This is a genomic window from Sphingobacterium sp. SRCM116780 (assembly GCF_021442025.1).
Classification (GTDB): domain Bacteria; phylum Bacteroidota; class Bacteroidia; order Sphingobacteriales; family Sphingobacteriaceae; genus Sphingobacterium.
In genome coordinates, this window is sequence record NZ_CP090446.1 from 358406 (window position 1) to 374101 (window position 15696).

The 15696-nt window shown below is 33.1% G+C and carries 15 protein-coding genes; 5 read left to right on the plus strand and 10 right to left on the minus strand.

The genetic code is table 11. The features are described 5' to 3' along the window. Positions 1–77: 77 nt before the first annotated feature. The 5 genes from LZQ00_RS01450 to LZQ00_RS01470 are packed head-to-tail and all read right to left on the minus strand — an operon-like array spanning position 78 to position 5488. On the minus strand, positions 78–2198 hold the full coding sequence (locus tag LZQ00_RS01450; RefSeq protein ID WP_234511295.1) for an ATP-binding protein: 2121 nt from the start codon (positions 2196–2198) through the stop codon (positions 78–80). A 46-nt stretch (positions 2199–2244) separates the two neighbouring features. After that, on the minus strand, positions 2245–3216 hold the full coding sequence (locus LZQ00_RS01455; RefSeq protein WP_234511297.1) for a YihY/virulence factor BrkB family protein: 972 nt from the start codon (positions 3214–3216) through the stop codon (positions 2245–2247). A 2-nt stretch (positions 3217–3218) separates the two neighbouring features. Next, on the minus strand, positions 3219–3626 hold the full coding sequence (locus LZQ00_RS01460; RefSeq protein WP_234511298.1) for an acyl-CoA thioesterase: 408 nt from the start codon (positions 3624–3626) through the stop codon (positions 3219–3221). Position 3627: 1 nt separating this feature from the next. Beyond that, positions 3628–4668, minus strand: a complete 1041-nt coding sequence (gene mltG, locus LZQ00_RS01465) for an endolytic transglycosylase MltG (protein WP_234511300.1) — start codon at positions 4666–4668, stop codon at positions 3628–3630. Between the two features lies 1 nt (position 4669). Next, on the minus strand, positions 4670–5488 hold the full coding sequence (locus LZQ00_RS01470; RefSeq protein WP_234511302.1) for a PASTA domain-containing protein: 819 nt from the start codon (positions 5486–5488) through the stop codon (positions 4670–4672). 155 nt (positions 5489–5643) lie between these two features. Here LZQ00_RS01470 and LZQ00_RS01475 point away from each other — a divergent pair, with 155 nt between their 5' ends. Further along, entirely contained in the window at positions 5644–6648 is a 1005-nt protein-coding gene (locus tag LZQ00_RS01475) for a D-alanine--D-alanine ligase (protein WP_234511304.1), read from the plus strand. 59 nt (positions 6649–6707) lie between these two features. Here LZQ00_RS01475 and LZQ00_RS01480 read toward each other — a convergent pair whose 3' ends face one another. The 4 genes from LZQ00_RS01480 to LZQ00_RS01495 are packed head-to-tail and all read right to left on the minus strand — an operon-like array spanning position 6708 to position 9986. Further along, the gene (locus LZQ00_RS01480; protein ID WP_234511305.1) at positions 6708–7967 is read right to left on the minus strand and encodes a serine hydrolase; all 1260 of its coding nucleotides are present in this window, start codon (positions 7965–7967) and stop codon (positions 6708–6710) included. A gap of 19 nt (positions 7968–7986) precedes the next feature. After that, on the minus strand, positions 7987–8604 hold the full coding sequence (locus tag LZQ00_RS01485; RefSeq protein ID WP_234511307.1) for a hypothetical protein: 618 nt from the start codon (positions 8602–8604) through the stop codon (positions 7987–7989). Positions 8605–8632: 28 nt separating this feature from the next. Next, positions 8633–9127 (minus strand): dihydrofolate reductase, encoded by a 495-nt coding sequence (locus tag LZQ00_RS01490; RefSeq protein WP_234511309.1) that lies wholly within the window; start codon positions 9125–9127, stop codon positions 8633–8635. Positions 9128–9164: 37 nt separating this feature from the next. Continuing rightward, positions 9165–9986, minus strand: coding sequence for a thymidylate synthase (locus tag LZQ00_RS01495; protein ID WP_234511311.1), 822 nt, complete (start codon positions 9984–9986; stop codon positions 9165–9167). Positions 9987–10208: 222 nt separating this feature from the next. On the opposite strand from LZQ00_RS01495, the gene mtaB reads away from it, so the two are divergent. Further along, positions 10209–11528 carry a tRNA (N(6)-L-threonylcarbamoyladenosine(37)-C(2))-methylthiotransferase MtaB gene (gene mtaB, locus LZQ00_RS01500; RefSeq protein WP_234511312.1) on the plus strand — a complete coding sequence of 440 codons (1320 nt, stop codon included), beginning with the start codon at positions 10209–10211 and terminating at the stop codon, positions 11526–11528. A 74-nt stretch (positions 11529–11602) separates the two neighbouring features. Here the strand turns inward: mtaB and LZQ00_RS01505 are convergent, their stop codons facing one another. Continuing rightward, positions 11603–12505 carry an EamA family transporter gene (locus LZQ00_RS01505; protein WP_234511313.1) on the minus strand — a complete coding sequence of 301 codons (903 nt, stop codon included), beginning with the start codon at positions 12503–12505 and terminating at the stop codon, positions 11603–11605. A gap of 176 nt (positions 12506–12681) precedes the next feature. Between LZQ00_RS01505 and LZQ00_RS01510 the strand changes: the two genes are divergently transcribed. From LZQ00_RS01510 to LZQ00_RS01520, 3 genes are all read left to right on the plus strand, one after another. Further along, entirely contained in the window at positions 12682–13182 is a 501-nt protein-coding gene (locus tag LZQ00_RS01510) for a C40 family peptidase (protein ID WP_234511315.1), read from the plus strand. Positions 13183–13352: 170 nt separating this feature from the next. Beyond that, positions 13353–13778 carry a hypothetical protein gene (locus LZQ00_RS01515; protein WP_234511317.1) on the plus strand — a complete coding sequence of 142 codons (426 nt, stop codon included), beginning with the start codon at positions 13353–13355 and terminating at the stop codon, positions 13776–13778. A gap of 287 nt (positions 13779–14065) precedes the next feature. Then, positions 14066–15631 carry a calcineurin-like phosphoesterase C-terminal domain-containing protein gene (locus LZQ00_RS01520; protein ID WP_234511319.1) on the plus strand — a complete coding sequence of 522 codons (1566 nt, stop codon included), beginning with the start codon at positions 14066–14068 and terminating at the stop codon, positions 15629–15631. The last annotated feature ends 65 nt before the right edge of the window (positions 15632–15696 follow it).

The following is a 15696-nucleotide window of genomic DNA, read 5'->3' on the forward strand; positions in this document are numbered from 1 at the left end:
AAATTATTATCCACATTTACATATGGGTTAATAAAAATGAATGAAATAAGAGCATAAAAGACCTTGTTTGCAATCATTTATTTGCTGATTGCTTTTAATAGAATATTAGCAAGAGTAGCCTCATTAAACGGTTTAATAAGAATACCATCAAATTTGACCTGATGTAATTGTTCAAGTTGTAAAACTTGTTCATTGTCAGAAGATGTACCAATGATGATAAGATGCTGTGTTTTGCTATTTTCCTTCAGTTTTTTCAAAAGTTGATCACCGCTTAACATCGGCATATTGATATCCGTAATAATAATGTTAATGTCTTTTTTTTCAATAATCTCCAATGCTTCAACACCATTGCTAGCGGTATAAACTGTTTCATTATGTTGAAAAAACTGTTTCATATAGAGTAAATTCAAAGAATTATCATCTACAATAAGCCAGTTAATATTTTTTGGTAAATCTGAAATCTGATTAATACGTTTGATAACAGATTTTATATGTTTTTCAATCATAACTGGAATTTCAACATCAAAAGTAGTTCCTTGGTTAATGACACTGTTTACTTTGATTTCTCCCTTTAATTTTCTAACGAGTTGCTTTGTGATATAAAGACCTAATCCGACGCCACTATCTATTTTAACTTCTGAGTTAACTGTGAAATATTTTCTAAAAATAGAAGGTAACATATTTTTTGCGATACCTATTCCTTGATCAGAAACGGTAATGAATAATTTATTATTATTTACTTTAACAGCTATTTTGATAATACCTTTTTCAGAGTACTTAATTGCATTTGAAAGTAAGTTCGTCAGTATCTGTCTAATTTTAAATTCATCAGTTTTGATTGAAGAGTTTTCATTTTGAACCAGATTATACTCTATCTTAATATTTTTTAACGAAGCCTGGTTTTGATGGATAGAAATTACATCTTGGACTAACATATTGATGTCAAAAGTGCCAATTGTATTTGCATGATCTTTGCTTTCTAATTTGCTTAAATTTAGAATATCATTGATTGTTTTGGACGTGGATTGAATACTAGAAAAGGCAGATTCAATTAATAGACGATCTTGCTCCTTAAACTGCTCTTTTTGTTTTTTCAAGATATCTACTATTCCCAATAAAGAATTAATTGGCGTTCGAATTTCATGACTTATTTCTGCTAAAATAGCCGTTTTTTCATCTGCTAATTTTTTCACATACTTCTTTTCTTCAATAAGCCTGTTTTCATAATACGTTGTAAAATATTGATAATAAATAATAAAACATATCATGAGAAACATCGTAATGAAACATATGATCATTTCCCATTTTAGAACCTCAGTTTGAGCAATCAAACTCTTAATTTCTGCATTGGTTTTTTTATGTCTTTCTTTAAGACGGTAGTCTTGAATATCTCGAATTAACTTATTCAATTCATGTAAAATTGAAAAATTGTTGGCGAGAAGCTTTCGTTCACTTTGTCGTAGTTTTTGAAAATAGGTATTGACCTCTTCTAGTTTTTTGTTAGTAAGATCCTGTTGTGTATTTAATTCTTTGAGATGTTCTTGAATAATTATTTCTCTCTCTTGTTTTAGTTTTTCGATCTGATCTAAGAAAATTGTGTCATTTTGTTTATCGAAAATTCTTTTAAGCAAAGATTTTTTCTTTGTCACTACGTAATTTGTTGTCTTTTTTTCAGAAGAATTTTCCTCAGGAGTTTTTACTATTTTTGAAGAACTTTTTGTAGACTTTTTTATAAATGAATCGGGTAAAGAATTTATTTTTTTGTTATTTGATAATAGACTGTCGATCTTAAGTTTCAACAAAATAAAATTTTTAGCCAGACTTTCTTTTTTATTGAAGTTATTTTCGATTATGGAATTTGGTTCATTGAAATTCAGAGCTATCAATGAATCTAAATCAGTTTTTATCTCTATTAATTTGTTTTCGTAATTTGAATAATTTTTTTTGTCAAAATCAATAGAAAATAATCGAAAATAATTTTCCGCTTCATTGTACTTACTTATCACTAAGCTAAAGTCAGAATTATCGTTATTAATGGAAGCGTAAATGTTTTCAATTCTGACTTGAATATTTTTGTATTGTTGATATTGTGATACAAAAACAACAAAGCATGAAATGAATAATATAAGAGTTGAAATAAGAAGGATAATTCTTAATCTCTTTGTTGAAGTATTACTATTTTTTTGAGTTGTCTGCATTATTCACATTTTATGAATTAAAGTAACACATTTTACATTAAGCAACTTAGTCCTGAATCTTGTTTTTAAAAGAATTGTAAGATTGTGGTCTAACTATTTTGATACTCTGTTTTGATAAGGCAATAGCAGCATTTAATTCGTAACCAATTAATAATATTAACGTGTTCAGATACATCCAAATCATAATAACAATTAGCGTACCTATTGACCCGTATAGTTTATTATATGTACCAAAATGATTGATATAAAAAGCAAATCCAGAGAAAGTAAGAATAGCTAAAATTGTTGACAAAGTTGCTCCTGGACTAAATAACTTCCATCTACGAGAAGATGTTGGTGCAAATTTATAAAGACAGCTAACGGTAAAAAAATATATTCCAAAGATAATGATCCATCTCGCAGCCTTGATAACAAAGGCCCAAAAACTTTTTGTTATTGCTATGCTGTCTTTTAAATAATTGACAATAATACCTGCATAAGTAAATATTGTCATACCAATAGTGAGAGCCGTAATGATTAAAAATGCTAATCCTAATGCAATCAGTCGACGTTTAATCCAAGTTCTTTTTTCCGCAATTAGGGAGGCTTTGTTAAAAGCACGCATCATAGACGCCATACCATTAGTCGCAAAATAGGCTGCTAAAATAAAACCAAAGGATAAGAGTCCACCATTTTGATTTTTAACTATGTCTTCTAATGTCGTTTCGACAACCTGATAAGCGTTATGCGGAATAACAACTTCTAAAAAATCTAACAGTTGTTCCTGAAAATTTTTGATAGGTATATACGGAATCAACGTAAATAGAAAAATTATTCCTGGAAATATAGCTAACATGAAACTATAAGAAAGAGACGATGCCTTACTTAAAATAGAATCTTGAGAGATTTCTTGGAAAAAAAATACGGCAACAGTATATAATGGAAGTGATCCAAATCCAGGTAAAATAACAGTTTTACTCCATTCAATAACTTGATTGTAAGGTTTTAATTTCAATAAGTATTGATGAATATTGGACATAGTTATTCAAAAAATTTCGCCATCTTTTCAAGAAATATAGATGGCGGCATGGTTGGTTTATTTTTAGTAATATCAACAAAAACTAATGTTGTCTCTCCCGTATTTAATAGTTCTCCTTTTTCATTGAATAATTCATACTCAAAGATTATTCTTACAGCAGGTTTTTTTCGAATAGTTGTCCTGATGGTTATCAAATCATCATAGCGCGCGGCTTTGATGTATTTACATTTCATTTCCGTCACAGGCAACATGACGCCCATTTCTTCCAACTCTCGATAAGAGATGCCGGTACTTCTGAGCATTTCAGTACGTGCTATTTCATAAAAGGCAGCGTAATTTCCATAATATACATACCCCATTTGATCGGTTTCTGCATAGCGTACACGTGTCTGATATTCAAATTGAAACATATTATTTTTTGATATTTCTTTCGTCTAAGGCTTTTTGAAATTTACGAGCATTTACTTCATGTTCGGCAACATTTGTTGCAAAAGCATGGTATCCAGAAAAATCTTCTTTCGCACACATGTAAATATAATCGTGATGTTTATAATTTAAAACAGCATCTATGGCAACAATACTTGGCATCATGATCGGCCCTGGAGGGAGACCTTTGTAAATATAGGTATTATAAGGATTGTCTGTACGTAAATGTTTATTCAATACACGACGTATGGTGAAATCATTATTGGCAAAAATAACAGTAGGGTCAGCTTGTAAAAGCATTCCCTTTTTTAATCTATTTAAATATAAGCCAGCGATAGCAGGCATTTCATCTGTATGTAGAGCTTCTCCCTTTACGATAGCTGCAAGCGAACTTACTTCTTGGGGTGTCAGGTTAATTTCTTTGGCTTTTGCTAAACGATCACTTGTCCAAAATTTTTTCCATTCATCATGAAAACGAGCAAAAAGCTTGTCTGGAGCTGTGTTCCAATAGAGTTCATAAGTATTTGGAACAAACATCGCAATGAAATTATCTTTGGTGAAACCATATGATTTTGCGAGATTTTCATCATTTAACAAATTTAGAAAAGTCAAAGAATCGGCTTCGAAATTTTCTCCTAATTTTCCTGCAAAGTTTTCTTTTAAACGAATATTCTCAAATCTAAACTTCACAGCCTCTTGATAGCCGCCTCTTAAATTGCCAATGAACCTTCTATTATTCATACCTGGTGTCAAAGCATATCGCCCTGGCTTAACACTCTCGGGATATTTTTGGTACTGTGCTGCACGATCAAAACTTACTGGGTCAGAAACAATTTTCTTATCCTTAATCTTTTGCAACACTTGTGCATAAGTATCTCCTGTATTAATATACAAGTATTTCTCATTGCTAGTAACATTTGATGCAAAGAAAGTGCTATAGGCTGTCCATCCAAAATATCCTCCTATAATTAAAACGAGGAGAATGACAATTTTTAACCAACTAGGTATTTTCTTTTTATTTTCCATATTATGGATTCGTTTTTTGTTTTTGCGTTGATGTAGGGTTTGTTGTTTCTGGAGTTGTAGGGATATTATTTGACAATGTTAAATCAACTTTAGCTCCAATACTTATAATACCCGTTTCTAATCCTGGGAATTGTGTGATCACACGAGCGGTTGTTGTGTCCGTAACACCAATATCATAAGTTACTGTACCCAATGCCAATCCTATCCCTTGTAGCGCAAATCGTGCCTCAGCAACTGTTAATCCTGATAAATCTGGAATTTGAACCTCATTTGCTCCCTGACCATTTCCTAATATTAAATCAATCCTAGAGCCTTTCGGAATCATTCTTCCATCTCGAATCGATTGTCCAGCAAACTGTGCATCTAAAACAATATCTCTTGCAATGTCAGCAACATAAGTTGTGTCACCTATACGCAAATTATGATTTTTTAGTACGGCAGATGCCTCAATTAGTGTTTTATCTTTGATTTTTGGAAATGCGATCTCGGGTGCTACTTGTGTAATGATCGTTAAATAAATCGTACGCCCACTTTTTACATGAAACTTAGGTTCAGGATCTTGTTCAATCACTAAACCAGGTTTTGCGTCCATTTGATAAACAGAATCAATCTGATATTCCAAATCAGCATCTTCTAATGCTGCTATTGCAGCATTGACATGTAGCCCTTTTACTTTTGGAACTTCAATGGATTCATCGTGTTTTGTGTATACTTTTAATCCTAAATAGATGAAAACAAAAAGAGCTAAAACAACTCCAATGGCAACTAATAGGTTATTTCTAAACGTGTTCGTTCTTAAATATTGTAAGATTTTTGACATTTCTTTTCTTTAAAAAAATCATTTTATTGTATTCTTCCATAGCAAGATTAAAGCCAATGCTTGATTCTAAATATGCTAATGTTAAATATTGAACAAAAATATTCGTTTTTCTGTGTATAGCAAATTATATTTGCTACAAGAATCACTATAATTTTATGAAAACAAAAATAGCATTAATAACTGGAGGTTATACGGGTGAAGCTGAAGTTTCTTTCAAAAGTTCCGAATTTGTCAATTCGCAGCTTGATCATAACAAATATGATATCTATCAAATTACGGTTACAACAGATGCTTGGTTTTATATTAGTGATTCAGGAATTAAACACAATATTAATAAAGAAGACTTTACATTATTGCTAGATAATGGTCTAGTTAAATTTGACTTGGCCTTTATTATGGTTCATGGATCACCAGGAGAAGATGGACGTTTACAAAGTTATTTTGATTTAGTTGGAATTCCTTATACTTCTTGTGATGCGCTGACTTCAGCTTTAACCATGAATAAAGGATATACTAAAGCAATACTTGCTGACATTCAAAATCTCAATTTAGCAAAATCCGTCTTATTATTTGAAGTTCAACGTGCTCAAGCGGTTTCTTTAGTGGAAGAGAAGTTGTCCTTACCGTATTTTGTGAAACCGAATGCTGGTGGTAGCAGTATTGGTATGACAAAAGTAAAGGTAGCAGGTGAACTAAAAGAAGCGATAGACAAAGCATTTGATGCGGAGAATACAGGAAGTCAAGTTATCGTCGAAGAGTTTGTCAATGGCCGAGAATTTTCTGAGGGTATTTATCGCAATATAGCTGGAGAGTTGGTTGTACTACCAGCGACAGAAGTGAAAACTACACGTGAATTTTTTGATTTTGAAGCTAAATATATCCCTGGCTTAACCGAGGAAATAACACCTGCTGATCTAAACGAAGAGCAACAGGTTCGTGTCTCCAGTATTTTGAAAGAGATTTATGTACGTCTAAATTGCAAAGGAATGGTACGCATTGATTTCTTTTTGGAAAAGGATACAGACAAGTTCTATTTTATCGAAATCAATACGATTCCAGGCCAAACTCCTCAGAGTTTTATCCCACAACAGGTGCGTGCAGCTGGTATGACAGAAACAGATTTTTATGGACAACTGATTGAAGTTGCTTTGAAAAAATAAACGTGAACGAAGTTAAAAGTAAAAAGGCTTTTCAATAAATTTGAAAGGCCTTTTTACTTTTATTTTCTAAAATCAAATTTAGATAAGTCTGGTTTAAACTTTTTGACTCTTTTTAACTCTTCTTGATAGATGACTTGACCTATATTTTTGAGAAAAGGATAAGTAACAGTTTCATACTCGTAAATACCATCATTATAAATACCATTTTCATTGGACTGGACAACTACTGCTAATAGAAACTCTATTCCATTTTCAAAATCAACGATATAGGCATTGTCGATATTATAGCCATAAGAATCTCCATATTTATTGAAAACACGGATATTAGGATTTATTGTTGCCTCTTTATCCCTGCCATAGAAAAGCAACTTACTATAAGTTGGCCAGAACTCAGCGGTATCATATTTAGGATAATCGGATTCAAACGGATATCGAGACATGTAGTCATATATAAAGGCATAATCCTCTTTTTTCAGTTTAAATCTTTGCTTGCTTTCAAATACTTCTGGAAAGAGCAATTTTTTCATAATCAATTGCTGGTCTTCCAATGCAAATACATTTAGTCCTTCAAAACTCCAAGGTTCATAGATGATTTCTTCCTTGTCATTCATATATCCTTTTCCCTGAGTTGTATTCTTCAGCTCGATTGTATAATCATTCGGATCAAATTGAGCTGGTTGTTGATATATTGTTTTGCCATCTTGATAGAATGTGATAGGGTTTGTATGTTTTGCCCAGATTCCCTTATCTCCAATCGCTAACCGATTTACTATTCGACTATTTAGCGTTCCATATTTTTTCAGCTTGCTATTCAGCTCGGCACGACCTATAAACTCAAAAAGTCTATTCTGTGCATCGTTATCACTGGTGAGCAGAATTTTTTTGATATATTGAGCGACAGACGGTAACCCGTTTCTTGCAGACGTATCTTTCGTAACAGTTGTTTGTTTTTCGAAAGCCGAATCAATGCGCAACGGTGTGTCTTTGGTTAGTCCTGGAATATGGAGTTCATTGATCTTTTCTAGGGCTAGGATTGCTGTAGGTAATTTTACTGTACTCGCTGGATAGAAATACCAATTAGGGTTCAATCGATAGCTATAAGATCTAAAATGAGGGGTGTTATTTTTGTCCCGGTCAATCTGTGTGTATAAGATCTGTACTTCATTTTTACTTGGATGATTTAAGATATTTTGAAATAAATCGGGGTGATTTTGAAGTAGTTTCTCTAGATAGATCGTATCCATTTTTTGAGCATAGGAGTGAGAGATGATGCAAATGAACAGTAGGGTTAACGTCTTCGTTATCGTATTCAATATCATTAGATGTAATTTTAAGCTCTTATCTATTGTTATAGTCTTTAATCGCTTTAAGTAGTTTGTTCTTATCAACTAGCTTTAGTACCGCTGGATTATCGCCAATGAGTGGTCTTAAATTGTCTGGAGTAAGAGCCAGTAATTTTCCATTTTTACCCGATTGAATATAACATATTGTTGGTGAATTAAAGTCAGAAGTTATACTATATGTTCGTATTTTCCCAGAGTCAATTAAAAATGCCCAGCAAGTATCTAAAGGGATACCCGTTATTCTTCTATTGTCAAAGGTAGTACGATAAATTTCCTTTGTTTCTTTAGGTGTAATTGTATGTTGTATTCCTTTTGATTTCCAGTTTAGATCACAGTGATTTTTTTCTAAATCAATTTTTATTTTAGTTTTTGTTGTAAAGCTACTATCATTTAATAGAACAATTGTAAAATCATATTTGCCACTAACAGGAGAAGCACCATTAAAAGAATAAATTCTAGGAGAATAAACTCCAGGTATATTAACTTTTCCATAAGGAGTTGAAATTCGACTAGGGGGAATGGAAAATTGCGCTTTTACAGGAATGATATTTCCTAAAGATAGTAGAGTGATAAAAAAAATTAATCTCTTAATTGGTAAATGGATTACATTCATGAATTTGAATCGCTTATGATTTTATATATTACACTCTTGTATAAACTTGAAAACTATAATCAAAAGCATGTTTTTCATCCTTTGCGTGTTTTTCTTCACTTTCTAAAGTCCATTCATGGGCAGGCAATTCTGGGAAGTAGGCATCTCCGTCAATAGTTGTATATAATCGTGTGAGCAACACTTTATCTGCAAATGGTAATGTTTGTTTAAATATTTCACCGCCACCAATGATGAAAATTTCTTTTTCATCTCTACAGTAATTCAATACTTCTTGAAAGCTATTTGCGATATCGACTTCATCAGATTTCGCTGTCATATCGCGAGTCAAAATTATATTTCTACGGTCAGGAAGAGGTTTTCCAAGTGATTCAAAAGTTTTTCTTCCCATCACCACACTATGTCCTAGTGTGGTTTTTTTAAAATATTTAAGGTCATTAGGTAAATGCCAAGGCATTTTATTTCCTTTGCCGATTACATTATTTTCAGTAGCGGCTACAATGAATGTTATTTTTAGTTTGCTCATTTTTATATTTTACACAATTTTACAAGGACCATTACTATTAAACTGCTACTGGCGCTTTAATATGCGGGTGAGATTCGTAGTTTAACAATTCAAAATCCTCAAATTTGAAACTGAAGATATCTTTCACTTCAGGGTTTATTTTTAATTGAGGTAAAGATTTTGGCTCACGACTAAGTTGTCGTTCCGTTTGTTCGAAATGATTACTGTAAATATGTGCATCTCCCAAGGTGTGAATAAACTCTGATGCTTCCATATCACATACTTGCGCTACCATCATGGTCAACAAGGCATATGAGGCAATATTAAAAGGTACACCTAAGAAAATATCAGCACTCCTCTGATATAATTGACAAGAGAGTTGCGGTTTTAAAATACCATTTTCAGGATCAGCAGGAGCAACATAAAATTGAAAAAATGCATGACAAGGGGGTAAAGCCATATCTTCAATCTCAGCTACATTCCAAGCAGAAACAATAATACGTCTAGAATCAGGAGAGGTTTTCAATTGTTTAATGATTTTCTCAATCTGATCGATGTGACCACCATCTGGTGTTGGCCATGAGCGCCATTGTGAACCATAAACTGGCCCTAAATTACCATTTTCATCAGCCCATTCATCCCATATACTAACGCCATTATCTTTTAAATATTTGATGTTTGTTTCTCCCTTTAAGAACCAGATTAGTTCGTGTATAATCGAACGCAAATGTAATTTTTTGGTGGTGACAAGTGGAAAGCCTTCTTTTAAATTGAAACGCATCTGATAACCAAATACACTTTTAGTACCTGTTCCTGTACGGTCAGTTTTAGTTACTCCAGTTGTATATACGTGCTTTAGTAAATCAAGATATTGTTTCATCTTATTGTTGCTTTATTTTGTATAGTTCTTTCTTGTTCAGAGAGACGAAAAGAATATACGAAGATAAGATATTTTTGAAGGATTCAAATAATGATTCGAAAGAAGGGGCCATCAAATACGGTTTGTTTAGATCATTAAAATCTCATAATTAGTTGAAAAGCATGTAAATCAGAATTAAGAGTTTTCATTTGGAGCTTTTTGTTGTATTTTTGCAAAATCATTATGAGTAAAAAAGTAGCTTTCTATACCTTAGGATGTAAACTGAATTTTTCAGAAACGTCCTCCATAGGTCGTGTTTTTCAAGACGCGGGTTATGAAACTACCGCATTTAATAGTGCGGCAGATGTTTATGTCATTAATACATGTTCAGTTACTGATCATGCAGATAAAAAATGTCGTAAGGTGGTGAAGGAAGCGCTTAAATATTCACCGAATGCTTACATTACAATCGTAGGATGCTATGCACAATTGAAACCTGCGGAAATAGCAGAAATTCCAGGAGTGGATATGGTTTTGGGTGCGGCAGAGAAGTTTAATATCATCGAGCACATCAATGACTTGACTAAAAATGAAAAGGCTGTTGTTCATAATGCTCCCATAGATGAAACGAATCAATTTGTCTCGGCTTATTCTATCGGCGATCGCACCCGTACATTCTTGAAAGTACAAGATGGTTGTGATTATTCCTGTACATTCTGTACGATTCCACTTGCTCGTGGAGGAAGTCGATCAGGTAAGATTGAAGACATTGTACAGCAAGCCAAAGAAATTGCTGCTTCAGGGGTTAAAGAAATTGTTTTAACAGGGGTAAATATTGGAGATTTTGGTATTCGTGAGGGCAAGCGACAAGATAAGTTTTTGGATTTAGTAAAAGCATTAGACGAGGTAGAAGGAATTGACCGAATTCGAATTTCTTCCATAGAACCCAATCTTTTAGCCAATGAGATCATTGAATTTGTAGCACAGTCTAAACGTTTTGTACCACACTTTCACATGCCATTGCAATCTGGAAATAATAAAGTTTTAAGCATGATGCGTCGTCGATACAAACGTGAATTGTATGCACAACGTGTTGAAAAAATTAAACAATTAATGCCTGACTGTTGCATTGGTGTCGATGTAATTGTAGGATTCCCTGGTGAAACACGTGAAGATTTTATCGATACATACAATTTCTTGAATGAGATGGACATTTCTTATTTACATGTGTTTACTTATTCTGAACGAGAAAATACAATCGCTGCTCAGATGGAAGGCGGTGTTCCTGGATCTCAACGTAGTGACCGTAGTAAGATGCTGCATATCTTGTCAGAAAAGAAACGTCGTGCTTTTTATGAGAAACAGTTGGATCAGGTAGGAGAGGTCCTATTTGAAAGCGATGAGAAAGATGGATATATGCATGGATTTTCTAAAAATTATGTAAAAGTTCGTACCGCTTATGACCCGTTATTAGTTAACGAAGTTGCGCATGTAAAATTCTTGTCTATCACAGATAATGGTGAAGTGGAAATTGAAGAGCTAAAAGAAGAACTTGCACATTAAATTAATGTACTAATATAAATAAAAGTAAAGGCTCAATCCGATTAGGATTGAGCCTTTACTTTTATTCTTGCATTTTACAAACTTGTTTCCTGACTTTTAGTATTCAGCCAAACGACTGTAGCTAAGATTAATAATACACCTGTCCATTGTATGGGATTCACGACTTCTCGTAAGATAAAGTAGGACATACATATTGCAACAGGTAGTTCTGCAGAACTTAAGATACCACTTAAAGAATAGCCAATTTTTGGTATTCCATAAGCAAATAATAGTGGTGGGATAACCGTTCCAAAAAGGGAAAGGATAAATCCAAAATGCCAAATACTATTTCCTAAAACTCCTGAAATCAAAAATGTAGGAGGAAAAATACAGCAGATCATTATACAAGATCCCGTTACCATTAATGCACTTTTCTGAATAGGAGGATAATCATTTCCTATACGTCCATTTACAATTAAAAATGAGGCATAGGCTGTCGCCGCTAGTAATCCATAAGCGATCCCTGTCCAGTTAAGCTTGTCAATTCCTTGTTCTATAAGGTCTGTCGCTAATAGCGTTCCTATTAAAACAATGACGATTCCTATTAATTGACGACTGGACGGTTTGTTTTTAAATACAATAAATTCGATTAAAGTTCCTATCCAGATATACTGCATCAATAATACGATGGCTAATGATGCAGGGACCAATTGTACACATTTGTAATAGATGATGCTGACTAGACCTGTGGAAATACCACTGATTAAAATTTTCCATTTGTTTGATTTCTTAGTATAAGATTGATTTGCCGTAGGGTTTAAAAGTTGTATCAACCAGTAAACCATCCACAAGATGATCATTCCAAAAATAACTTGTACACCCGTCACTTGACCTAATGTATAATAATCTTGAGCATATGCTTGTTTGACAAAAGTTGATAATACTCCAAAACTACTGGCTCCCACAAAAACAGCAATAGCACCTTTTAATTTTTCCATATAAATTTTTACACAATCGCCAAAATTACAATTTGAAAAAGTATAACAAGAACGATATAAGCGTTTGTCAGTTAAATTTGGTTTTATTACATTTGATCAACATTACTTCAACTATGTGTTTAAAACGCAATCTTTTATTTTTTATCTGTCTGATATTTGTATTAAGTAGTTGTTCTTTGAATAAAAAGACGACTACGAATAGACGTGGCAATGCAGTTTTGACAGATGCAAGTGAGGCTAGAAATACCACTTATACCAAAAAATCTTTGGATAATTACGCAAACCTTTTACATGTTGGGACAAGAGAGCTAAATCCTAGTCTTTATTCTTTTATTGATGAATGGATGGGAATACCCCATCGCTTAGGAGGGACAACCAAAAGTGGTGTGGATTGTTCTGGATTTGTAGGTATGCTTTATCGATCCGTGTATAAGGAAGATTTACCTCGATCTTCAAGAGATATGGATGCTGTAATTAAAGAAAAAAGTGCTAGTAAGTTAAAAGAAGGTGACCTCGTCTTTTTTTCTTTCGGAGGCCGGAGTATCGATCATGTTGGAGTATATCTTCACAATAATAAATTTGTGCATGTGTCAACCAAAAAGGGAGTTATTATTTCTGATTTGACAGATTCTTGGTATGCTAAATATTTTAAGAATGCTGGAACTCCACAATCGTAATAGATTTCCCTTTTTTATGTCAAATAACAGATAAAACTTTCTAAAGCTATTTTAATCCTTATTTTTGTCAAAAATTAAAAATTAAGATGGGTATCAAGGGTAAAAAGATTTTTTTGGCATTATGTATTGTTGTGCCATTTCTGATATACTGTGTTTACTACTACAGTAACATGATCAAAAATGCACCTTTCCGTTTTGCGGATTTTCAATCTGTAGTTTTTCGATATGGCGAACCAAATCATATGGATAATCAATATGATTCAAGAACTGGAATTTTCCAGTACGTAACCAAGACAAATCAAATAGAGAAAGATACTGTACGTATGAATAAAGATGATTTGCTCTATTTACATCGTAAAGCCCAAGAATTGGGATTTTGGAATCTAGATGATGATATGACAGGTCCTGAAGCTCGAAAAAATCCAAAGACAGCAACTGCTCCCCGTTTTTATTTAGAGTTCAATTATAAGGATAAATCAAAAAAAGTAACGATGGATGCTGATTTTGATGGTAATGAAAAAATGAGAGATGCTGGTAAATCCATGATTGATGAGGTCAATCGTATATTGGCCACTGCTCAGTCCAGATCGAATTAATGTAATTATTATAAACTTTACAAAAAAAGGGAATCATTTGATTCCCTTTTTTTGTAAAGTGAATAGCTATACTCGTATAGTAAATTATCCTATCCAAGATAAGCGTATCCTGAGAATTGATCTAATTTTTGTGCGTAAGTTTTATTGATTTGAAAGAACCTTCAAGAAAGCATTTTAGCTCTAAGCATAGTGTTGTATGGATATAAATTAATAATTTGTTAAAGTTTAAGTGATTTTTGTTTCATGTTGCATCATTAATTTTGTCCAAAATTAATTTATACCTCAACATGAAAAATATATTTGCTATTGCCGCGATTCTGGCTTTAAGCTACTCTGTTAATGCGCAAGAGTTTGCTAAAGGTGTTGTTTTTAATGATACCAATAAAAATGGTATACGTGATAAAAAAGAAGTTGGAATTCCAAGTGTGTCTGTCAGTAATGGAATTGAAGTTGTACAGACCGATACCAAAGGAAATTACACATTGCCTGTTACAAATGATAATATTATTTTTGTGATTAAACCTTCAGATTATACCTTACCCTTAAATAACGATTATCAACCTCAATTTTACTATATTCATAAACCTGAAGGAAGTCCAGAATTGAACTTCAAAGGTGTTTCACCAACAGGACGATTACCTAAAGAAATCAATTTTGCATTGACAGCTCAAAAGGAAAAGGAAGATTTTTCTGCATTTGTCTTCGGTGATCCTCAGGCTTATGATCAGATCGAGATGGATTATTTCAAACGAGGCATTATCGATCGGATTGCTGATAAGCATGCTGCTGTATTTGGTATTAGTTTAGGCGACTTAGTCGGTAATGATCTGTCCTTACATCCTAATTATAAAAAAACGATAGCATTGATGGGGTTGCCTTGGTTTAATGTAATCGGGAATCATGATCTTAACTTTGATACCAAGGAAGATATTTATTCAGATGAATCTTTTGAAGCTTCATTTGGCCCAGCTAACTATTCATTTAATTATGCGAATGCTCACTTTATTGTTTTAGATGATATTATTTATCCCAATCCAGATACCGGAAAAGGTTATAAAGGTGGTTTCCGTAAAGAACAGCTAGATTTTATTGAGAATGATTTGAAATTTATTTCAAAGGATAAATTAGTGGTTTTAGCCTTTCATATCCCATTAGCTCACGAAAGTGCTGCGGTTTTTCGGACAGAAGACCGAGATCGATTATTTAATATATTGGCAAGTTATCCGCATACACTTTCCTTATCCGCACACACGCATTTTCAACAACAGAACTTTTTTGGCGCAAAGGATGGATGGAAACAAGAGAAACCGCATCATGAATATAATGTGGGAACGACTTCAGGAGATTGGTACTCTGGAGCAAAGGATACAGATGGTATCCCAGTATCGACCATGCGTGATGGTACACCTAAAGGATATGCAGTTTTGAATATTAAAAACAATCAATATACATTTGATTACCATGTAGTAGGAAAAGATACTCAATATCAAATCGCCTTATCTGGACCATCTGTTGTTGATCAAAAATATGTACAGAGGTATCCTATTTATGCTAATTTTTTTATCGGAAAAGGAGACGATCAGGTGCTATATCGTATCAATGAAGGTAAATGGAAAGAAATGGAAACTGTAAATGAGACTGATCCTGCTTATAATTATGCCGTTGATAAATTTGATTTTGCAACTCATTATCAAGAGGGGAGAAGACCTTCCGATGGAGCGATTTCTTCCCATCTTTGGAAGTTTAATTTACCAAAATTAAAAGAAGGTAAATATAAATTAGAGGTGAAAGCAACGGATATGTTTAATCGTGTGTATACTGCCACGAAAGAGATCGAAGTGCTTAACCGTTAAAATAATGGAACTTGATAATAGACTAAGCAACCTTTATACAAGGTTGCTTTTTTTGTAAATGATAT